The following is a 19,498-nucleotide window of genomic DNA, read 5'->3' as shown; positions in this document are numbered from 1 at the left end:
CACTCGTTCCCATCCCGAACACGACCGTTAAGCCCTCCAGCGCCGATGGTACTTGGGGTGCAGACCCCTGGGAGAGTAGGACGTTGCCAGGCACTCAAAAAGCACTTGCTTCTAGCAAGTGCTTTTATTTATGTCCACTCGATATATAGGTGTAACAAAGGTAAGTTTGTAACAGATATAGCTTAAGACTATTCAAAAGATGATGTGAATTTAGTAGGAAGTTGGCTACAAAAGTAATTAAGCTTCTCGTTATAGGATCGAGGTATCATTGCCTCATCAACAATATTAAACTATATAGCTAATAGTAGGAGGAAAGAAATGAATATTGAACAAGAGTTATATCAAAAGGCGATCGAACTAATTAAAAAAAGATACCCTACAGGTTGGGGAGGTGCAGCAGCCATGCGCACAGAGGAAGGGGTTATTCTAACAAGTGTTGCACCAGATGCATTCAATCCATCTGTAGAAATTTGTATTGAAACGGGTGCTATTTGTGAAGCTCATAAATTAAATCAGGCTATAACTCATTCCATTTGTGTGGTTCGTGATGATGAAAAATCAGATTTTAAAATATTAACTCCTTGTGGAGTCTGTCAAGAGAGACTTTTTTATTGGGGATCTCAGGTAAAAGCAGCTGTCTACACTCCAAATGGTGAGCTTTTATATAAAACATTGAACGAAATTCAACCTTATCATTGGTATAAAGCGTATACGAAAGATTAATTAAAATAGTTATTTTATCATTTGATAGTTCGGTATTTTTAGATTAAGATTCAAGAGATAGAAAAAAGGCTTCAATTCGAAGCCTTTTTTGTTACGCATTAAATGGGTACACACCGAACAAATCGAGGAGGGAAAGACCTGTCACTCCTACAAGACATACAGTAAATACAACGCTGAGTAGAAAACCAGGTTTATTCCCTGACTTTTTGTTGTACATTGTGCCCATAACTGCGAGAATACTAGATAAGACTAGAAATGGCACCATAAAGTATTCCATGATTATTCCACCTGCTTTCATCGATCATCGTGTACACACACGTATCCAACACTAAGTATAAACAATTTCTTATCACAAAAAGTAACTGATTCGTGAAGATTATAGGAATAATGAGGTTCCAGCTGCCAAAGAACTAATCAGAAGAGTAAAGATGATCACGTACACAATCACTTTTACCCACTTTCGCTTCATCGTAATTCACCTCACGCATCTATTTTAACGGAGGAATAATCATCTGTCTATGATGGGAATTGACTGATTTAACAGTTCAAAGAGGATCAATATTTGTTATATTAAGAAGTGAAAGCGTTTTATAGGACAAGAAAGGGGACCGCTTATGTCAACCTCATCGTGGGAAGAGCGATTCAAACAATGGGAACAGAAAACTGAGCAACTTTTACAAAAAACACCAGAGCGAAAGGAACGATTTGAAACCCTTTCTGGGATTGAAGTAGATCGATGTTATCATGAGGAAAAGCCAGTAGAGGAGATTGGACTACCAGGTGAGTTTCCCTATACTCGTGGTGTACACCCAACCATGTATCGAAGTCGATATTGGACTATGCGACAATATGCAGGATTTGGTTCAGCAGAGGAAACCAACAAACGCTTTCGTTATTTATTAGAACAAGGACAGACGGGACTAAGTGTAGCGTTTGATTTACCTACCCAGATTGGGTATGACTCTGATGATCCGATGTCAACGGGTGAAGTGGGAAAAGTAGGTGTTGCGATTGATTCATTACAGGATATGGAGCGTCTTTTAGAGGGCATTCCTCTGGGACAGGTAAGTACTTCGATGACGATCAACGCCCCTGCTTCGGTCTTATTAGCGATGTATATTGCTGTAGCTGAAAAACAAGGAGTCAGCTCTCAGCAGATTCGTGGAACGATTCAAAACGATATTTTAAAAGAGTATATTGCACGTGGAACTTATATTTTTCCTCCTCAACCATCCATGCGTTTGATTACAGATATTTTTGCTTATTGCCGGGAACATGTTCCCAAATGGAACACGATCAGCATTAGTGGTTATCACATTCGGGAAGCTGGTTCGACAGCGGTTCAGGAAGTTGCCTTTACTTTGGCAAATGGGATGGCCTATGTTCAAGCAGCTATTGATAAAGGATTAGATGTTGATCAATTTGCGCCGCGTCTTTCATTCTTTTTTAATGCACATAATCATTTTTTTGAGGAAATAGCTAAATTTCGTGCAGCACGTCGAATTTGGGCTAAAATTATGAAAGAACGTTTTCATGCATCGAACGAGCGCTCGTTACAATTAAGGTTCCACACGCAAACAGGAGGATCTACCCTCACAGCACAGCAGCCTGATAATAATATTGTTCGTGTTACTATGCAGGCCTTAGCGGCTGTATTAGGTGGGACACAAAGTCTGCATACGAACTCTAGAGATGAAGCGTTAGCTTTACCTACAGAAGAGTCTGCTCGCATTGCTTTACGAACTCAGCAAATTATTGCTTATGAAAGTGGAGTTGCAGATACAGTTGACCCATTTGGTGGATCTTATTATATTGAGTCGTTAACGGATCAAATCGAAGAGGAAGCCCTTCAATACATCGAAAAGATTGATGAGATGGGTGGAGCTGTTTATGCAGTAGAGCAAGGTTATATGCAAAGGGAGATTCACCGTGCGGCTTTAGAAACACAACGAAATATCGAATCTGGAAAAGAGATCGTGGTAGGAATGAACCAGTTTCGAATTGAAAATGAGGCTCAGCCACAATTGCTAAGAGTAGATCCACAACTAGGGAAGAGACAAGTGGAACAATTAAAGCAACTCCGTGCCGCTCGTAATCAGGAAGAGGTGCAAGCCCGACTGGCAAGACTGAAACTAGCAGCTGAAGGAACGGAAAACATGATGCCTTTTATTATTGAAGCAGTGAAGTCATATGCCACAGTGGGTGAGATTTGTAACACTTTACGTCGGGTTTTTGGGGAATATCGACCCGCATAAGGAGGAATAGAGGATGGATCGACCGATTCGAGTACTTGTAGCAAAGCCAGGTCTGGATGGACATGATCGTGGTGCCTTAATTATTGCTCAAGCGTTACGAGATGAAGGGATGGAAGTGATTTACACAGGGTTACGGCAATCCCCTGCACAGATTGTAGCAACAGCGATTCAAGAGGATGTGGATGTTATTGGTTTATCTTGTCTCTCTGGAGCCCATAATGAGCTGTTTCCAGAAGTGACTCAGTTACTGAAAAAGCAACAGGCATCAGATATTATCGTCGTTGGTGGTGGAGTGATTCCGCAAGAGGATGTTGATTTTTTGAAGAATCAAGGGATTTCAGAAGTCTTTACACCTGGAACCACAACGAAAGAAACAGCTGATTTTATTCGGGCAGCTGTTGGATTGAGAGAAGGGAGCACAGAATGAATCCAGATCAACCACCGCGAAAAATAAGTCATATAGGAATTGCTGTGAAAGAGTTAGAATCTGCAATCCAGTGGTATCAACAAATGTTAGGTCTCCCGTTAGAAGGTATTGAAGAGGTGGAAAGTGAACAGGTACGAGTGGCTTTTTTAACCATTGGTGAAAGTAGGATTGAATTGTTAGAGCCGATGTCTGAAGAAAGTCCGATTGCGAAGTTTTTAAAAAAACATGGTGAAGGAATTCATCATATTGCGTTTGAGGTGAACGATTTGTGTAAACGACTACAAGGGCTATCTCAAAAAGGAGTTCGTCTGATTCATGAACGACCCAAACCAGGAGCTCATCAGATGGATATCGCCTTTCTTCATCCTAAAGCTACAGGTGGCGTATTAATGGAACTATGTGAGCCAGCCTCATCATCAGAAAAGGAGAGTCAAGCCTGACTATGGATATGTACGAGAAGATCGAACAACTAGAAGAGCGTCGACGCAAAGTAGAGCTGGGTGGCGGAGAGTTACGCATCCGTTCTCAACACCAGAGAGGGAAATTAACAGCAAGGGAACGAATTGATTTATTGTTGGATGATGATTCTTTTGTGGAACTCAACCCATTCATTCAGCATCGAGCGACTCATTTTGGGATGGATCAAACGGAAGCCCCTGGTGAAGGTGTAGTTACTGGATATGGAAAAATAGATGGTCGTCTTGTCTACGTTTTTGCTCAAGATTTTACGGTGTTTGGTGGGGCACTGGGTGAGATGCATGCCTTGAAAATTGCTCGAGTGATGGATTTAGCTGCTAAAAATGGTGCTCCGATCATCGGCTTAAACGATTCTGGGGGAGCGCGTATTCAAGAAGGTGTGGTTTCGCTAGATGGATATGGGCATATTTTTTATCGTAACTCGATCTATTCAGGAGTTGTTCCACAAATTTCTGTGATTATGGGCCCATGTGCAGGTGGTGCAGTATATTCCCCAGCCATTACTGACTTTGTATTTATGGTGGAAAAAACGAGTCAGATGTTTATTACAGGACCCAAAGTGATTGAAACAGTGACCAGAGAACAGATTTCTTCTGAAGATTTGGGTGGAGCCCATGTTCATTCTAGTATCAGTGGTAATGCTCACTTCACTGCTCCTTCTGAACCTGAAGTGTTAGAAGAAGTTCGCCGTTTAGTTAGCTTTTTACCACAAAACAATAGTGAAGCTCCTCCAGTTCTCTCTTTTGAAGAAAAGGATGATTGGGTTGAGGAGCTTGCTGAAGTGGTGCCTGTCGAAGGAACCAAAGTTTATGATGTGCGCAAAGTGATTGACCTAGTTGTTGATCATGGAGACTTTATGGAGGTTCAGCAGGATTTTGCCCGTAATATTGTAGTTGGATTTGGCCGTATTGATGGACAAACTGTTGGGATTGCAGCCAATCAACCTAAAGTGATGGCTGGAGGGCTGGATATCGACTCTTCCGATAAATTGAGCCGATTTATTCGCTTCTGTGATTGCTTTAACATTCCATTTATTACATTTGTAGATGTAACAGGCTTTTTTCCAGGAGTGAATCAAGAGCATCGGGGAATTATTCGACACGGAGCCAAGATCTTATATGCCTATTCGGAAGCGACGGTTCCCAAAATCACTGTCATTACTCGCAAAGCATTCGGGGGAGCTTATGTGGCCCTGAATAGTAAAGCGATTGGAGCAGATCTTGTCTACGCTTGGCCGAGTGCTGAAGTGGCGGTCATGGGGGCAGAAGGAGCTGCAAACATTATTTTTAATCGAGAAATAACCGATAGTGAAGATCCTGAGACTACCCGCAAGGCGAAAATAGATGAATATAAAGAGAAGTTTTCCAATCCCTATGTAGCAGCTGCACACGGAATGGTTGATGATGTGATTGATCCAAGGGAGACAAGAAAACGATTAAAGAGCGCTTTAGAAATGTTGAAAAATAAGCAAGAAACTCGTCCAAACAAAAAACATGGGAATATCCCTTTATAATTGTCTAAAACATAAATAGAATCAACAAACGAATCGCGTAGAAAAAATCTACGTGATTCGTTTTTTATGAACATTAGGTTTTGGGGCTTATGGGGATCAAGCAATCCTCATCATCTGGGTTCTGATTTCATACATCTTAAGTATAGACTCTTATACTAAAAATACTTTTATCAATGGTTCGTAACAGAGGAGGTCCTAGATGGTGAGCATTTATATGCAACAGATTTGATATAGATTTAAAAAATAAAGCAGCATACAATGAAATATATTAGAAAATTTAAATAATGGGGTGTGGTACTTGGATCCCTACGTAAACGGTAAATTTGGTGTACAATAGTAAAGAATACCCTGATTAGCTGAATGGAGGATTTCGATTGATAAACAAACAACGCTTGATCGACGAATTTTTAGAACTAGTACAAGTAGACAGTGAAAGTGGAGATGAAAGAGCAATCTGCGACCTCTTAACGAAAAAACTGTCTGATCTAGGTTTACACGTCGTAGAAGATGATTCTGCACAGGCCACTGGTCATGGAGCTGGAAATCTGATTGCAACGCTTCCAGGTTCGGTAGCAGATGCACCTACCATTTACTTTACGTGTCATATGGATACGGTCACACCAGGAAAAGGGATTCAGCCATCTATTGAAAATGATTATATCATTTCTGACGGTACAACCATCCTAGGAAGTGATGATAAAGCTGGCTTGGCTGCATTGTTTGAAGGATTAAAACAGATTCAAGAACAACAACTCTCTCATGGAACGATTCAATTAATTATCACCGCTGGAGAAGAGTCGGGATTAATGGGTGCTCGTCATCTAGATCATTCCCTTGTGAACGCTGACTTCGGTTTTGCACTTGATTCCAATGGACCTGTTGGTGAGATTATCACTTCTGCTCCTTCACAAGTAAAAATTTTAGCTACCATTTATGGAAAATCAGCACACGCAGGAGTTAACCCAGAAGACGGGATTAGTGCGATTAAGTTGGCTAGTCGAGCTATTGCACAAATGCCACTTGGTAGAATCGATGAGGAAACGACTGCTAACATTGGCCGTTTTCAAGGTGGAACGGCAAGTAATATCGTTACTGATCGTGTTGAAATCTTAGCGGAAGCCCGTAGCCGTAATCAAGACAAACTTGAGGCTCAAGTAGAAAAAATGATCTCAGCATTCAAAAATGTTGCTGCTGAGATGGGTGCTAAAGAACCAGAGATTGAAGCAAATCAACTATATCCTTCTTTTTCATTTGAGGAATCAGATCTCGTTGTGCAAAAAGCAATAGCTGCAATTAAAAAAATTGGACGTGAGCCTTATATTGGAGCAAGTGGTGGTGGAAGTGATGCCAATGTGATTGCTGGGTATGGGATTCCCACTGTTAACCTTGGCTTAGGATATGAAAATATCCATACCACTAGCGAGCGGATGCCTATCAAAGAGTTGGTAAAAGCTGCTGAATTAGTTGTTTCATTGATTCAAGAGTGCGCTGTAAACAGATGAATCCACTGTGGACCATGATGCAATGCTATTGAAATAATCTGGATTAGTACCTAGTATTCATCCATTTGAATACTAGGTTTTTTTATTTTTTTCTAATATCCCATAGTCCATTACAATGCCGATTATGAAACATGCTTCTAAATAAACCTTTCACCTCCAGCAAAGTCAACTTCACTTTGTCAGGAAGGATTCTAATCAGACAAATTATTTGAAAACACATAGAAATAAGTTTATAATGGTAAACGGAGATATTTGAAAGGAGAATTAAACTTTTATGCCAGCTTACTTGTAATGGTTAAGTAATCAAATAGCGCCTAATCCAATTTTATTTTTCAACAGTTGACCAAGGGATTAGTGTGCCTATTTATAACCATTACAAGGAACGCGGGTATCAAGTTGTTATAAACGAAACCATGCGGAAAACCTTAGGGTTATTCCGCATTTTTTTTTGCAAAAGTTCATATCTCCTTTAACATAAGATTGCCTGCGTTCCTTTGCCTAAGAGGTGAAGGAAAGTGACTGTACTGTATATTCATTGGAGATTTAATCTGGAAACTGAGGAATCGGTCACCAGATATTGCCCGCAATGCGGACGAAAGGTTTCTTTTGTGGACTCTTCTAAACGCAGGCATAATGCCAACGGAAAAAACATCTATCAATTTGCCATTTATAAATGCGCAAATGATCACACTTGGAACAAGAAGTTGGATATCTACAAAGCAAAGCCAGTTTCATCAGTCAATGACATAGAAAAAGAATTTTGCTTAGAGTCAGTGGAAGATTCAACGATCTCCATTGGGGAACTATCGAAACAAGGAATTCACACCCTATGCATTTGCATCCAATCGGTAGCAAGCCCCTTGAGATTAGATCGAGCGCTTTCGACCAAAATTAAGGATGTGAGCCGGACCCAAATCCAAAAACTGATTAAGCAAGGAAGCATCCAAGTGAACTCTCAAACAGTGGCGCCAAAGTATTTGCTTTGTGAAAAGGACTATATCCATTTTCACCTGCGGGATCTGAGTTGTTTGTGACCACAAGCCATTTTGCCACCCACCACTTGCTTAAAGTGGGGTAGAAGGAGCATCCGGCAAATTCGGCGTCATCAATCCATTAAATGAAAAAATGACTTGAGAACCGTATGGGATCTCAAGTCATTCGTATTTATATGGGAAACTCAGGGATGACACGTTCATACTCATCCTGAGCATCGGTAATGGCCAACTTAGAATATACATCAAGCCCTTATGGCTTGCATATCCAGAATAAGGCTGAATGAGTGATTACCGAACATTCAATCCAACTAATATATCTAAATCGACTGTAATCTCAGCTGAAACCCGATTAATAAATGAATTAATATCTGTTCTTTCCGTATTCCAAGAAAGAGGAGACATTTGAACTAAATTTATTAGTTCTTCTTGGTTCAATTTTTTTTTATAACATAGGTTAAAAACACCTTTTAACTTGAAATGTTTTTTAAAAAGCTCTGTCGTATCGTTACTTTTATAAACCACCTTTTTTATATCTTCGAAAAGTACTTCTCGTAGTTCCTTTAAATAATTCGGGCGAGGAACAACTTTGATAACAAGACCATTTGGAACTAGAATTCTCTTAAATTCCTTGTAATTTGATGGCGATAAAATATTAAAAATGACATTAAGCGATTGATCCTCTAATGGTGATTTTGCTAAATCACCCACAACCCAAATGGATTCTTTATAATTCTTGGCGGCTATTACAATACCAGCCTTTGAAATATCTAACCCAACCCCTGTTATTGTTGTATTCCTGCATTCATCTAGAATCTTGTGTAAATGTGAACCTTCCCCACAGCCCGCATCAAGAATGAGTAATGGAAATCTAGGATGATTATCAAATTGATCATTAATTACCTTTGAGATCTTCTTATGAAGCAATGCATATAAGTTGCTTTCCATAATGATTTTCTGCCTTGCTTCAAATAGTTTTTTATCGTAATGACTTTTAGAGGAATGAGTTGTTAAGTTCACATATCCTTGTTTAGCAAAATCAAAAGTATGATTTTTAGTACATTTCAAGCTCTTTAAATCAACAACCTGAAGAGGACTCTTACAGTGTGGACATCTAAATGCTTCTACAAATTCTCTGAAAACTTCGATGCTCTTTATTTTTTTAGTCATGTTTTTCTCCCTTTCAATAAAAAAATCACAAGGATCTGCTTGTGACTGGAGAGTAAAGGGAAGAAACCCATCTTTATTAGGTTTGAGCTGATAGAAGCCGTCCTCAAATAAACCTTCCTTTTGAGAAACAATAGAAGGTAATTAGACATGAATAAAGAAAGGCAGAGTCATCAGCCTTTCTAAACATTACATATTTATACTATCATTGCACAACGATAGTATAAGAAAACACATCGTAAATTTACTGAATAGCAAAAAATGTGTTTTTCAAATATGAAATGAAGATTATTAAAAAAGGACAGACTTATCCCGTTTACTCTGCGAACACAAAACAGAGCCTTTGAACGTATTTAATTACTGGTTCAAAGTTGGGAATCGTAGTCTCATAAAATGTGTCATTTTTTAATAATCCTCCTAAATGTAAAATATATCTTTTATTTTATAATTTTCCTTAATATTAGTCAAGGTAAGATAAAACGAGGAATTAAATGCCTGGAGTTTTTTCCACACGATAATCCGAATACCCCTTATTAAAACATCGACAAAGCAAATGTCCCCTAGATTGGTGAAAGAATGAACTGTTTCCATATATGATTGTTTTACGAATGAAGGAGAAAAGGTTAGGATAAAAGAGAGAAATTAGAGATCGAGGCAGTTGCCTCTAATAGAAAGAGGAAGCTTCATGTGGAAAAAAATCATTCGAACTACCTTTCAAGTTGTTATTTTGTGCTTATTTAATTGGTTGGGGAATTGGATCAGTGAAACATTTCAGTTGATCGTACCTGGCGGAATGATTGGATTAGCGATGCTACTGATTTGTTTGCATATGAAATGGATTCGATTGGAGTGGGTAGAAGCTGGAGCGAACTGGTTACTTGCAGAGTTGCTTCTTTTTTTTATTCCATCCGCAGTAGGGATTGTGCAATATCCCGAGATGTTTAGTGTGAAAGGATTAGGGATTACCTTCATCATTTTCTTAAGTACAGGAATGGTCATGTTAGCTACAGGGGTGATCGCGGAACGTTTAACAAGAACAGAAACGGAGGGATCTTATGGAAAAGCTGATTGAGTGGATCGCGTTATTGGTTACCATCGTCATTTATATGATTTGTAAAAAAATATATCAAAAAAAGCCTAGAATCTGGCTGTCACCGATCCTAGTGGTTCCTATTCTTTTAGTAGGGATGCTACTCTTATTTCACATCCCATATGCGAGCTATGAGTCAGGAACGCAGTGGTTACAACAATTACTGGGTCCTGCTACCGTGGCTTTTGCGATCCCGATGTATAAATACGCGAACCTGTTAAAAAAGCACCGAAAAGTGATCATCCTTAGTGTTGGGTTTGGTTCTTTATTGGCAATTATCTCCACTTTTTTATTCGCGAAAGGGTTGGGAATTCACTCAGAGATCATTACTAGCTTAATTCCACGATCGATTACCACTCCAATTGCGATTCACGTCTCCCAAGCGATTAAAGGGATTCCTACCATGACCGCTGTATTTGTGATTATGACAGGGATGATGGGAACCGTGATGGGGACCTGGATCATACGTTTGGGAAGGATTCGTCATCCTTTAGCCAAAGGAATAATGTTTGGTATGGGTGCTCATGGTACGGGAACTTCCAAAGCTTTTGAATTAGGTGATGTGGAAGGGACTTTTTCAAGCTTAGCAATGATAGTAGCTGCAGGGATCACGATCGGTTGGGTTTATTTATTTATACTTATCACCTGATGTTCGTCAGATTCCAGTAGCTTTAACCGTTCCAAAACTCTTCGTTTCTGATACAACATTTGACCCGTTTCAGCTACTTCTTGAATGGTACTCCGATTAATCCAAGCGCCAAAGAAGATCCCGATGATCGGAACTATTTGAAATATTTTTTTCCATCCATAGGTATCCCGATAATTGGCGATTACTTCTCGCCATCCTTCCACTTGTGACACAGCTTGTCGGTCGTGGTAGTCGTTTGTTTCACAAAAGCTAGATAAATCTTTCAAAATCGATTGTTTTCCAACAATATCAGCTGAAGCAAAATGAAGACATTTTACAATAAAAATTCGTTCTTGTTTTTCCTGCGGATTATAACCATAAGAAATAGCCATTTCTTGTAAAACTTTAAGTGAGAGGCCTAAGACAGCAGGAATATCAATGGCTAGGGTGAAGACTCCTCCAAATCCAGTAGTTGCACCTTGCACCGCTGCTAACTGACTACGAGTGGTTCGAAGTTGTTCAGCAACCTGATTCATCACTGTTAGAGGCAGGTGGGCGACTTCTTCTAGGGTGAGAGGAGTCTTTTTTGAGTGAGTGGATAATTTTTCGATGATGCTCTTTTCACTGATCAAGTATTGTCCACCTGTCTGAATATAGCCACCGATTTCATCTAGTATTTTTCCTACTAGGTTATGAATCATCTGGGGGGTGATTTTGTCTAAAAGAAGAAAGGGAATTCTCCCGATTTTCTCCCAAAACCATAAATCAGATTGATCTTGTTCCCAGTCTTTGATCCGTTTTAGTTGTGTTAGTAGTTCTTCTTTTGATTCTAGAGTTGGATCGGAATCCATGAGTGTGAGACTCCTTTCGTCGAGTTGACTTCATTTTAATCCTTTGGAATATGGATGATCTAGAAGGGAACTAATTTTTTGGTGAACGACTTTGCTCAGATCAAAGATCCCTGAGAAGTTCATTCTCAGGGAGTGATTTTGTTTAATCTTAGGCAGGGATGATGAAGATAACCATCATGATAAAGTGGATAATGGTTCCACCCATGATGAACAAGTGGAAGATTTCATGAAAACCAAACTTGTTGGGAAAGAAATCAAAGCATTTGGTGGCATAGATCACAGCTCCGATCGTGTAAACGACACCACCTGCAAACATTAATATGATCGCACCTAAAGGAAGTGAGTGAACGAGTTGAATCATAGGGATGACAGCAATCCATCCGAGACAGACATAAAAAGTAGTCGAGAGGTAACGTGGAGCATGAATGAACCATATTTTTAGAAATATCCCGATCAATGTTAATACCCAAACAGCGATTAGCATTGTCCATTTCCAGCCACCTTCTAATCCAAAGAAGAAGACAGGTGTATAGGAGCCTGCAATGAGTATGTAAATTGCAATATGATCGATTTTTTTTAGGATCAACTCTTTATTTGGTGTGGTGCGGACCCAATGATAGAGGGAACTCGCACCATAAAGTAGAATAACACTAACTCCATAAATAGTCATGGTTACTAACTTAGATACATTATCGTAGGAGAGGAGGATGAGGAAAACCAAACCGACGATAGCTGCGAGAAAGGTAATAAAATGTGTCCATGTGTTGACAGGCTCTTTCATTTTTAGTCGTTTCAGCATGTGCAGATCCTCCTTTGTTCTATCATGTATAACTTTCAAAAAAAGATTGTAATCATTTTCTATTATACTATTGGACGTTCAGGAAGTGCTAGCGATGCTTTTTGTTCAACAACATCATAAAATGTCTAGAAATTATTTCCCTAGTGAAATAGATTCATTATTTTTTCACCAGATATAACTGTCGATTCGGAGCTTCTAGTGTTGTCTTTCCTAAATAATCCTGGAGGTGCTGGTGTTGATTGGACCAGTGGCGTAAATATGCCCGAATCTCCCATGCTTTTCCGATTAAACGAAGCCCTTGTCTAGATTGCTCTATGATCATCATCAAACCCTCCTGTCTTTAGTTCCATTGTCGCTAAATCATAGTACGGGTATACGTGATCAACATGGAAAATATTCCATAGGTGATTGCTAGCTAGGTTATAATAGGAAGTATCAGACCTTCAAATTGACCCAAAGGGGATACTCTACCATGAAAAAATTCGAAGAAAAAACAATCAGCAGCCAAACCATTTTTGAGGGCAAAGTTGTTCATTTGCAAGTGGATCAAGTCGAATTACCTAACGGTTCCACCTCTTTTCGAGAAATTATTAAGCATTCAGGAGCTGTTGCTGTTTTTGCCATAACTGATGAAAATCGTCTAGTCCTTGTTCGGCAATTTCGTAAGCCATTGGAGAAAACCATTCTTGAGATTCCGGCAGGTAAGCTAGAAAAAGGGGAAGACCCCGCAGACTGTGCCAAACGTGAGCTTGAAGAAGAGACAGGATACGTAGCAGGACAACTAGAACCAATGGTCTCTTTTTATACATCACCCGGATTTGCTAACGAATACCTTTATCTGTTTCAAGCGAAAGAACTACAAAAAGGTCAAGTTCATCTGGATGAGGATGAATTTGTTGAGTTGGTAGAACTTACTTTGGAAGAGTGTCAAGCAGAAATAGCTAAGGGAACGATCTGCGATGCGAAAACAGTAGCTGCCATCTACTTTTGGCAAAATCAGGTGCTGAATCAACGATGAGCTTGCAACCGATTTTTGCTGATTTGCATATTCATATTGGTCGTACCTCCAACAATCTTCCTGTGAAAATTACAGCCGCTCGCAATATGACCTTTGAAAATATTATTAAGGAATCCAGTCATCGTAAGGGAATGCAGATGATCGGGATCATTGATGCACAATCTCCACCTGTACAGGAAGATATTGAAAAAGGTTTACAATCAGGGCTTTATCAAGAGCATCCAGATGGTGGGATTGTTTACCAAGATACCACTTGTCTGTTGGGAGCAGAGATTGAGATTCGTGAACCGGGTCAAGGAGCTGCGCATATATTAGCTTTTTTACCTTCACTTGAACAGATGAAGCTATTTACTGATTGGTTAGCAAAACATATGAAAAATGTGCAATTGAGTACGCAAAGACTTTATCAACCAGCTGAGGTTTTACAAGAAAAAGTTATTGAACTGGGAGGTCTGATTATCCCTGCTCATGTCTTTACGCCGTTTAAAAGTATCTATGGCAGTGCTTCAACCCACATGAGCCATGTTTTACGGATGGATCAGGTAGCGGGAGTCGAATTAGGCTTGAGCTCTGATCGTTTTTTGGCAGATCATTTATCTGAATTAAGTCCGTTTACTTTTGTTACAAACTCAGATGCTCATTCACTTCCTAAAATTGGTCGGGAGTATAACCAACTCCTTGTCAAAGAAGCTAGTTTTCGTGAATTACAGCTAGCTTTAGCTCGACAGGAAGGGCGAAAAGTGCTAGCCAATTATGGATTAAATCCTCGTTTGGGAAAATATTATCGGACACGCTGTTTATCATGTGATGAACTCTGGCCAACAGGAACCTTTGAGGATCGTTGTCCGTATTGTGGTAGCCTTAAAAAGGTACAAGGCGTGCGTGACCGCATTCTCTCCCTAGCTGATCAAGAGAGCCACTCACCAGAATATCGGGCTCCCTATCGATATCAGGTTCCTTTAGAATTCATCCCTAAATGTGGTAGAAAAACATTAGATAAGTTACTAGATGCTTTTGGTACAGAGATGAATGTTCTCCATGTTGCTTCGATTGAAGAGATCGCTAGTGTGGCAAATGAGTCAATTGCCAAGCACATTCAGAGGGCTCGCGAGCAAAGGTTGGAACTTAAAGAAGGTGGCGGTGGTACGTACGGTAAGGTGAAACAATGAGCCCCTTTTGAACAAGCATGAAGAAGTTGATGGATTGCATCATCAAGACTGCTCGAAAGAGGGGAGAACGCATGAAGAGAGTTGCTTTTAAGAATTCTCGAGAGCTAACTTTGATCGGACATCATTATGAATCATCTTCTTCATCGATCATTATTATGTGCCATGGTTTTACCTCTAATAAAACCTCTAAAGGGCGCTTTGACAGGTTTGCAAGTACCTTTCATCAATTGGGCTATAGTGTGTTAGTTTTTGACTTTAGTGGTTGTGGAGAAAGTGATACAGATCAATTAACCATAGCCAAACAAATCGATGATCTACAAGCAGCTATTGCTTTTGTAAAGTCAAGAGAGTATCACGAGATTGCCCTTTATGGACATAGTTTAGGAAGTCGAGTGTGCTTAGAGTGTTACACACCTGATATAGCTACTATGGTTTTGACAGGTGCCCTGACAGGTTCAATGAAATATGATTGGAACGAATATTTTACCCCCGAACAAATGCAGGAATTGAAAGAGGTGGGTTATCTAACGACTCTGGGGGAAGGGGATCGAAAGGTTCTTATTGATCAACAGATGTTACTGGATTTTGAGTTAGTGAATCAACAAGAGTTACTGACAAATGTACGATGTCCTGTTCTGGTGATCCATGGAAATGCAGATGAAGAAGAAAAGAGCTTATATGAACGAACCCAAAAAGGCTTAAAATGGCTACCTAACGATTCTAGATTAGAAATCATCGATGGAGCCAATCATAGCTTCATGGATCATTTATCAGTCGTAGAGAGGTTTTCGACGAACTGGTTTGTAAAACACTTTTCACTTTAAAAAATAACCGGACCTGTTCATGTTACTACAGGGCCGGTTATTTTGTTGATTTCAATGATTCCCAAAAAAGAAGCTTGTTCATTCAAAGGGAACTCGATAGGTGTATTGATAGCAATCCGCACGGTCGGTTAGCTTGCAATACTCTAAAAGTTTATTTTTGTGATCATAGACTTTGCGTGTAATTCGTACAACAGGAGTCGGTTCATCCAGTTGTAGTTTCTCTTGTTCGTCTGAGGTGGGTGTGGCAGCGACTAAGGTTTCTACACAGACATTGGGCTTTTGTCCAAAAGATTTCATGGTTTCATATAGCCGAGCCTCAGGTGCTTGAAGCTCTTCTTTTAGCTTGTCCAAAGGGATGCATTGAGGAATAAATGATTCAGAAATCGCTACGACTTGATCATCTTTCCATTGGCGTGTGTAATAGTATAAGACAGGTGGCTTTAATTGACTTTCATTTTCTGGAAGTAAAGAGGCGTCTTGTATAATTTCCATTTGCAGAACTTCTTTCGTCCCTTTACTATGTTCATCTCTGAAACCACCTCTACGAACAGGGAAAGTATTCAAATCACAAACAGTTCGACGAATGTTGGTACTTCCTGCTGAGGCGATGTATCCATCACGGATCAGGGCATTGACAGAATTTTGGATCGTTGCAGCATGAACTTCAAACTCTTTCATTAACTCAAAGTTAGTAGGGAACTCTTGTCCCGCTTGGTATTCACCAGTTACAATTCGCTGTTTAAGTACTTGATAAATTTCTTTCCATTTACTTTTAGCCAAGGTTATATCCCCTTCTAAAATTAATTCATTTGACACATATTGAAGATGTATTATTCAATCTGTTGGAAACTATTTTATTTCAACAGAGGAATTATTCCGAATATAAATACTTGAAAAAATGGGAATCTAGATTTAGACTATAACTGTAGGTTTCTGAAAATAATGTGAAATAAACATACTGATTGATAAGGAGGTTATTTAATTGTTAACTGTGACAGTGACTGGTAAAGATGATGAACTTCAACATTTCATCAATGAGTTAGGTGCCCACTTCCCTTTTCAAACACTCCAAGAAGAAGTGTTAACAGAACAAGGATTAGTACAGACTACAATCCAGCTCGAGCTTCATCGTAAAGTATGTACTCAAGTAAAGCTTGCCCTTGCTGGTGGTCCCGAAGTTGTGATGGATTTACTTGATTGTAAGGTCGTAACGCTCGAAGATGGGGTTACACTGATTCATGGAAGAAACTATGATATTTTTTCGGGTAGAAAAGTCCCATTGGAAAAAACCAATGGGGAAAGCAAAAAATGAAAGTTGTTCACATTTGATTGTATCATATAAAAAGTTTTTTAAAAATAGAGAAAGCGTCATAATGTAAGTTCTACTGATGCGGTACATGGGGGATACATTTAGTTTGACTTCTAAATGTATGTTTGTTCGGCAAAACCTAATATACAGAGAGAGGGAGTCACTTGAGGTGTATTCGTTTTTGGTTTGATTCATGGGAGCAAGTGATGATTTTGCTTCATCTAGAAACGAATAAGAAAAAAGTTCTTCGAAATCCAAAAGAGATTCAACGTTTTCTATGTGCTTATGAGCTAGATCTTCATCAATGTAAAGGTGTTCTTGAGGCTGAAGACCGTCTCCATTATTTTGGAAATCGTTCCATTAGGCAAAGATAAATATATGTTATCATTTACATAGAATGGGTCACACCGATCACTAGGTGTGACTTTTTTATGATCGAGTTGGTTCTTTTATATCTTAAAAAGTTGCACAATCATGGATAAAAGTAGGGATTGGATATGAAAGAGTTAATTAAACATCATATTTTAGTTGTAGATGATGATGAAGATATTCTACAGCTTTTGCAAGATGCTTTAACTTTTGAACAGTTTCAAGTGACTACAGCGAATCGTGGAGAAAAAGCGCTCCAAGTGCTTGCACGTGAACAGATTGACTTGGTTGTTTTAGATATTATGATGCCAGGGTTGGATGGGATTGAAACAACCAGGCGAATCCGACAAAAGTTTCGGATGCCAATCATTTTACTTAGTGCCAAAGATCGCGAAATTGATAAAGTGATTGGTCTTGAAGTGGGTGCAGATGACTATATGACCAAACCGTTTGGAATTCAGGAGTTAGTGGCTCGAATCAAAGTGCAATTTCGCCAGTTAGAACGACTCAATCACCCACACTTATATTCACAAAAACAGAGTGAGTGGACAGAACCTTCTTCTCGGCCTCCACTTGTGTTAGATGAACAAAAATACGAAGCATATATTCATGGAGTCCCATTGGAACTGTCTACAAGGGAATTTCAAATATTAAACTATCTTTATCAAAACGCTCACTTAGTATTATCTAGGGAACAGATCTACCATAATGTATGGGGAGACGAGTATGGTGATTTAAATACAGTAACAGTCCATATCAAAAATATAAGAAGAAAGATTGGAAAACAGCATCAACTCATTAAAACGATTTGGGGTGTAGGATACAAATTAGTGTTAGATGGAGAAGATGGATGAAATTAACATATAAAATTCCTTTGATTCTTACGATGATTATCATGGCTGTATTTTTAATATTACTTTTCTTTCTGGGAATCTATTTTAAGGATTATTATTTTCAATACATTACGGAACGATCGAAAGGATTAGTACAAGAAAACTTTATGATTATCCGTGAGGTGGATCAGTTACAACAATCACCAGACCAACTAAAATCCTATTTGAAGGAAGTAAGTAAAGAGCCTGGGATCCAGCTTGAATATCGTTCCTTGAACGCGGATGTCCATATGCAAGCAGGTCAATTCAAAGAGGGTTATTTAACATTTGAACAAACGTTTCCTACTTATCAAAATGGACTTCCCGTCGGTGAATTAACGATCTCGCGTCAAACGGATCTACTAGCTGACTTTGGAGTGGGACAACTATTCAACAAAACATTTTTAGTATTCATGCTAGTGATATTAACTTTGTTCTTTCTGGTGTCTGTTTATTCGAATCAATATATTACAAAACCGATCTATGATCTTAATCAACGTTTAAGTCAGGTAAGTGTGAAACGGAAGCCAATTCCGTTAAGAGATAAGGAACAGGGTAAGGGTGATGAGATTCGCTTACTATACCAACATGTTTATCATATGGAGAAGCGTTTATATGAAGCACATGAAGAGCAGATCCATCTGATTTCATCCATCGCCCATGATCTAAAGACTCCACTCACTTCTATGCAGGGGTTTATCGAACTACTGGAATCGGATGCCATTCCACAGGAAAAAAGAGAACGTTATTTTCAGTTGATTAAACAGAAGGCAATGGATATTCGTAAACTCATCGATGTTTTCTCTTCGTATACGAAAAATGAGTATGCTTTGTTAGACATTAAAACAGAGCCCATTCATGTAAGTAAGTTTTTCGAGTCTGTGGCAGAGGAATATAAGGAAGAATGTTCAGGGCTTGATGTCCATTTTCGCTATGAACATGTCTTTTCGGAGAAGGATGGGCTAGAGGCCAATCCAGACTTACTTCGGAGAGTCATTGCCAATCTGGTAAGCAATGCGATTCGATATGCAGATCATGAGTCGCTGACTATTACTTTTACAGGATATCAGGATGAGGGCATGGCGAATTTTGTGATCGAGGATAATGGAATGGGTGTAGCAGATGAGGAGATCCCTAGACTGTTTAGTAAGTTTTATACTGTTGATCAGGCAAGACAAGCGGAACGAGGAGGTTCAGGTCTAGGATTGGCGATTTGTCGTACTATTATTGAAAGACACGGGGGAAACATCGAAGCTTTTCCATCCAGATATGGAGGACTGGGGATTAGATTTACGATTCCTCTGATCAACAACTGAGGACTGTGACAAAAGGATTACAAAGGGCTAGGAAATAGCTCTTTTTATTTTTTTTTATTTTTGCTTTAGATTTGGTTTACTTTTCCTTGATATGGTGAGATTGCTGTAAAGATCCTAGGCAAAATTTTAGATATCTCATTCCAATGTTCAGCCTTTATGAACTTGTGCCTTGTGAGAAAGATAAAGGTCTGATCAGG

General features: G+C 39.2%; 24 protein-coding genes and 1 rRNA gene. 17 read left to right on the top strand and 8 right to left on the bottom strand.

Annotated elements, in window-relative coordinates; translation table 11 throughout:
• Both rrf and EDD58_RS11925 read left to right on the top strand, forming a co-directional pair.
• Positions 1–92: ribosomal RNA gene (gene rrf, locus EDD58_RS11930) — 5S ribosomal RNA — on the top strand; the annotation flags it as partial.
• Between the two features lie 226 nt (positions 93–318).
• Positions 319–723, top strand: a complete 405-nt coding sequence (locus EDD58_RS11925) for a cytidine deaminase (RefSeq protein ID WP_131925879.1) — start codon at positions 319–321, stop codon at positions 721–723.
• Positions 724–814: 91 nt separating this feature from the next.
• Here EDD58_RS11925 and EDD58_RS11920 read toward each other — a convergent pair whose 3' ends face one another.
• Together EDD58_RS11920 and prli42 are read right to left on the bottom strand one after the other, a co-directional pair.
• Complete coding sequence (locus tag EDD58_RS11920) at positions 815–1,000, bottom strand: hypothetical protein (protein WP_131925877.1); 186 nt, start codon at positions 998–1,000, stop codon at positions 815–817.
• A gap of 99 nt (positions 1,001–1,099) precedes the next feature.
• A complete protein-coding gene (gene prli42 / locus EDD58_RS14935; RefSeq protein ID WP_165875961.1) occupies positions 1,100–1,192 on the bottom strand; it encodes a stressosome-associated protein Prli42 in 93 nt (30 codons plus the stop codon).
• 145 nt (positions 1,193–1,337) lie between these two features.
• On the opposite strand from prli42, the gene EDD58_RS11915 reads away from it, so the two are divergent.
• From EDD58_RS11915 to EDD58_RS11890, 6 genes are all read left to right on the top strand, one after another.
• Complete coding sequence (locus EDD58_RS11915) at positions 1,338–2,978, top strand: acyl-CoA mutase large subunit family protein (protein ID WP_131925876.1); 1,641 nt, start codon at positions 1,338–1,340, stop codon at positions 2,976–2,978.
• Between the two features lie 13 nt (positions 2,979–2,991).
• Positions 2,992–3,405, top strand: coding sequence for a cobalamin B12-binding domain-containing protein (locus EDD58_RS11910; RefSeq protein ID WP_131925874.1), 414 nt, complete (start codon positions 2,992–2,994; stop codon positions 3,403–3,405).
• The gene (gene mce / locus EDD58_RS11905) at positions 3,402–3,845 is read left to right on the top strand and encodes a methylmalonyl-CoA epimerase (protein WP_131925872.1); all 444 of its coding nucleotides are present in this window, start codon (positions 3,402–3,404) and stop codon (positions 3,843–3,845) included. The genes EDD58_RS11910 and mce overlap by 4 nt, the downstream gene beginning before the upstream one ends.
• Positions 3,846–3,853: 8 nt before the next feature.
• On the top strand, positions 3,854–5,395 hold the full coding sequence (locus EDD58_RS11900) for an acyl-CoA carboxylase subunit beta (RefSeq protein ID WP_131925870.1): 1,542 nt from the start codon (positions 3,854–3,856) through the stop codon (positions 5,393–5,395).
• A 374-nt stretch (positions 5,396–5,769) separates the two neighbouring features.
• Complete coding sequence (locus EDD58_RS11895) at positions 5,770–6,897, top strand: M20/M25/M40 family metallo-hydrolase (RefSeq protein ID WP_131925868.1); 1,128 nt, start codon at positions 5,770–5,772, stop codon at positions 6,895–6,897.
• A gap of 515 nt (positions 6,898–7,412) precedes the next feature.
• Positions 7,413–7,931 carry a S4 domain-containing protein gene (locus tag EDD58_RS11890; RefSeq protein ID WP_131925866.1) on the top strand — a complete coding sequence of 173 codons (519 nt, stop codon included), beginning with the start codon at positions 7,413–7,415 and terminating at the stop codon, positions 7,929–7,931.
• A gap of 249 nt (positions 7,932–8,180) precedes the next feature.
• On the opposite strand, the gene EDD58_RS11880 is transcribed toward EDD58_RS11890, so the two are convergent.
• Both EDD58_RS11880 and EDD58_RS15390 read right to left on the bottom strand, forming a co-directional pair.
• Complete coding sequence (locus tag EDD58_RS11880) at positions 8,181–9,059, bottom strand: putative RNA methyltransferase (RefSeq protein WP_131925864.1); 879 nt, start codon at positions 9,057–9,059, stop codon at positions 8,181–8,183.
• Positions 9,060–9,413: 354 nt separating this feature from the next.
• Positions 9,414–9,458: an erythromycin resistance leader peptide gene (locus EDD58_RS15390; RefSeq protein ID WP_115648277.1), complete on the bottom strand. Its 45-nt coding sequence runs from the start codon at positions 9,456–9,458 to the stop codon at positions 9,414–9,416.
• A 283-nt stretch (positions 9,459–9,741) separates the two neighbouring features.
• Here EDD58_RS15390 and EDD58_RS11870 point away from each other — a divergent pair, with 283 nt between their 5' ends.
• Positions 9,742–10,128: a CidA/LrgA family protein gene (locus tag EDD58_RS11870; RefSeq protein WP_131925862.1), complete on the top strand. Its 387-nt coding sequence runs from the start codon at positions 9,742–9,744 to the stop codon at positions 10,126–10,128.
• Positions 10,112–10,795, top strand: a complete 684-nt coding sequence (locus tag EDD58_RS11865) for an LrgB family protein (protein WP_131925860.1) — start codon at positions 10,112–10,114, stop codon at positions 10,793–10,795. The genes EDD58_RS11870 and EDD58_RS11865 overlap by 17 nt, the downstream gene beginning before the upstream one ends.
• On the opposite strand, the gene EDD58_RS11860 is transcribed toward EDD58_RS11865, so the two are convergent.
• The 3 genes from EDD58_RS11860 to mciZ form a co-directional block, all read right to left on the bottom strand.
• On the bottom strand, positions 10,771–11,625 hold the full coding sequence (locus EDD58_RS11860) for an EcsC family protein (protein WP_131925858.1): 855 nt from the start codon (positions 11,623–11,625) through the stop codon (positions 10,771–10,773). The two genes, EDD58_RS11865 and EDD58_RS11860, sit on opposite strands and share 25 nt — an antisense overlap.
• Before the next feature lie 148 nt (positions 11,626–11,773).
• Positions 11,774–12,424, bottom strand: coding sequence for a PAQR family membrane homeostasis protein TrhA (gene trhA, locus EDD58_RS11855; protein WP_243648730.1), 651 nt, complete (start codon positions 12,422–12,424; stop codon positions 11,774–11,776).
• 157 nt (positions 12,425–12,581) lie between these two features.
• Positions 12,582–12,746, bottom strand: a complete 165-nt coding sequence (gene mciZ, locus EDD58_RS11850; RefSeq protein ID WP_165875960.1) for a Z-ring formation inhibitor MciZ — start codon at positions 12,744–12,746, stop codon at positions 12,582–12,584.
• A gap of 150 nt (positions 12,747–12,896) precedes the next feature.
• Between mciZ and EDD58_RS11845 the strand changes: the two genes are divergently transcribed.
• The 3 genes from EDD58_RS11845 to EDD58_RS11835 all read left to right on the top strand — a co-directional run bounded on the left by EDD58_RS11845 (position 12,897) and on the right by EDD58_RS11835 (position 15,435).
• Entirely contained in the window at positions 12,897–13,442 is a 546-nt protein-coding gene (locus EDD58_RS11845; protein ID WP_131925854.1) for an NUDIX hydrolase, read from the top strand.
• Positions 13,439–14,611, top strand: coding sequence for an endonuclease Q family protein (locus EDD58_RS11840; protein ID WP_131925852.1), 1,173 nt, complete (start codon positions 13,439–13,441; stop codon positions 14,609–14,611). Before EDD58_RS11845 ends, EDD58_RS11840 begins: the two co-directional genes overlap by 4 nt.
• 71 nt (positions 14,612–14,682) lie before the next feature.
• Positions 14,683–15,435 (top strand): alpha/beta hydrolase, encoded by a 753-nt coding sequence (locus EDD58_RS11835; RefSeq protein WP_165875959.1) that lies wholly within the window; start codon positions 14,683–14,685, stop codon positions 15,433–15,435.
• A gap of 78 nt (positions 15,436–15,513) precedes the next feature.
• On the opposite strand, the gene EDD58_RS11830 is transcribed toward EDD58_RS11835, so the two are convergent.
• Positions 15,514–16,215, bottom strand: a complete 702-nt coding sequence (locus EDD58_RS11830) for a GntR family transcriptional regulator (protein WP_131925848.1) — start codon at positions 16,213–16,215, stop codon at positions 15,514–15,516.
• Positions 16,216–16,417: 202 nt separating this feature from the next.
• On the opposite strand from EDD58_RS11830, the gene EDD58_RS11825 reads away from it, so the two are divergent.
• The 4 genes from EDD58_RS11825 (at position 16,418) to EDD58_RS11810 (ending at position 19,301) form a co-directional block, all read left to right on the top strand.
• Positions 16,418–16,747 (top strand): hypothetical protein, encoded by a 330-nt coding sequence (locus EDD58_RS11825; RefSeq protein ID WP_131925846.1) that lies wholly within the window; start codon positions 16,418–16,420, stop codon positions 16,745–16,747.
• 161 nt (positions 16,748–16,908) lie between these two features.
• Positions 16,909–17,118, top strand: coding sequence for a hypothetical protein (locus EDD58_RS11820; protein ID WP_131925844.1), 210 nt, complete (start codon positions 16,909–16,911; stop codon positions 17,116–17,118).
• Between the two features lie 135 nt (positions 17,119–17,253).
• Positions 17,254–17,967, top strand: a complete 714-nt coding sequence (locus EDD58_RS11815) for a response regulator transcription factor (RefSeq protein ID WP_131925907.1) — start codon at positions 17,254–17,256, stop codon at positions 17,965–17,967.
• Positions 17,964–19,301 (top strand): sensor histidine kinase, encoded by a 1,338-nt coding sequence (locus tag EDD58_RS11810; RefSeq protein WP_131925842.1) that lies wholly within the window; start codon positions 17,964–17,966, stop codon positions 19,299–19,301. The genes EDD58_RS11815 and EDD58_RS11810 overlap by 4 nt, the downstream gene beginning before the upstream one ends.
• The last annotated feature ends 197 nt before the right edge of the window (positions 19,302–19,498 follow it).

This window comes from Hazenella coriacea (genome assembly GCF_004341825.1).
Classification (GTDB): Bacteria; Bacillota; Bacilli; order Thermoactinomycetales; family Thermoactinomycetaceae; genus Hazenella; species Hazenella coriacea.
Note: the sequence above shows the minus strand (reverse complement) of the source record. Positions and strands in the feature narration are given on the sequence as shown.

Bases quoted from the DNA above. Each gene is read 5' to 3' on its own strand.
- EDD58_RS11925 (WP_131925879.1), top strand. From the start codon at position 319: ATGAATATTGAACAAGAGTTATATCAAAAGGCGATCGAACTAATTAAA.
- EDD58_RS11920 (WP_131925877.1), bottom strand. From the start codon at position 1,000: ATGGAATACTTTATGGTGCCATTTCTAGTCTTATCTAGTATTCTCGCA.
- prli42 (WP_165875961.1), bottom strand. From the start codon at position 1,192: ATGAAGCGAAAGTGGGTAAAAGTGATTGTGTACGTGATCATCTTTACT.
- EDD58_RS11915 (WP_131925876.1), top strand. From the start codon at position 1,338: ATGTCAACCTCATCGTGGGAAGAGCGATTCAAACAATGGGAACAGAAA.
- EDD58_RS11910 (WP_131925874.1), top strand. From the start codon at position 2,992: ATGGATCGACCGATTCGAGTACTTGTAGCAAAGCCAGGTCTGGATGGA.
- mce (WP_131925872.1), top strand. From the start codon at position 3,402: ATGAATCCAGATCAACCACCGCGAAAAATAAGTCATATAGGAATTGCT.
- EDD58_RS11900 (WP_131925870.1), top strand. From the start codon at position 3,854: ATGTACGAGAAGATCGAACAACTAGAAGAGCGTCGACGCAAAGTAGAG.
- EDD58_RS11880 (WP_131925864.1), bottom strand. From the start codon at position 9,059: ATGACTAAAAAAATAAAGAGCATCGAAGTTTTCAGAGAATTTGTAGAA.
- EDD58_RS11870 (WP_131925862.1), top strand. From the start codon at position 9,742: ATGTGGAAAAAAATCATTCGAACTACCTTTCAAGTTGTTATTTTGTGC.
- EDD58_RS11865 (WP_131925860.1), top strand. From the start codon at position 10,112: ATGGAAAAGCTGATTGAGTGGATCGCGTTATTGGTTACCATCGTCATT.
- EDD58_RS11860 (WP_131925858.1), bottom strand. From the start codon at position 11,625: ATGGATTCCGATCCAACTCTAGAATCAAAAGAAGAACTACTAACACAA.
- trhA (WP_243648730.1), bottom strand. From the start codon at position 12,424: ATGCTGAAACGACTAAAAATGAAAGAGCCTGTCAACACATGGACACAT.
- mciZ (WP_165875960.1), bottom strand. From the start codon at position 12,746: ATGATCATAGAGCAATCTAGACAAGGGCTTCGTTTAATCGGAAAAGCA.
- EDD58_RS11845 (WP_131925854.1), top strand. From the start codon at position 12,897: ATGAAAAAATTCGAAGAAAAAACAATCAGCAGCCAAACCATTTTTGAG.
- EDD58_RS11840 (WP_131925852.1), top strand. From the start codon at position 13,439: ATGAGCTTGCAACCGATTTTTGCTGATTTGCATATTCATATTGGTCGT.
- EDD58_RS11835 (WP_165875959.1), top strand. From the start codon at position 14,683: ATGAAGAGAGTTGCTTTTAAGAATTCTCGAGAGCTAACTTTGATCGGA.
- EDD58_RS11810 (WP_131925842.1), top strand. From the start codon at position 17,964: ATGAAATTAACATATAAAATTCCTTTGATTCTTACGATGATTATCATG.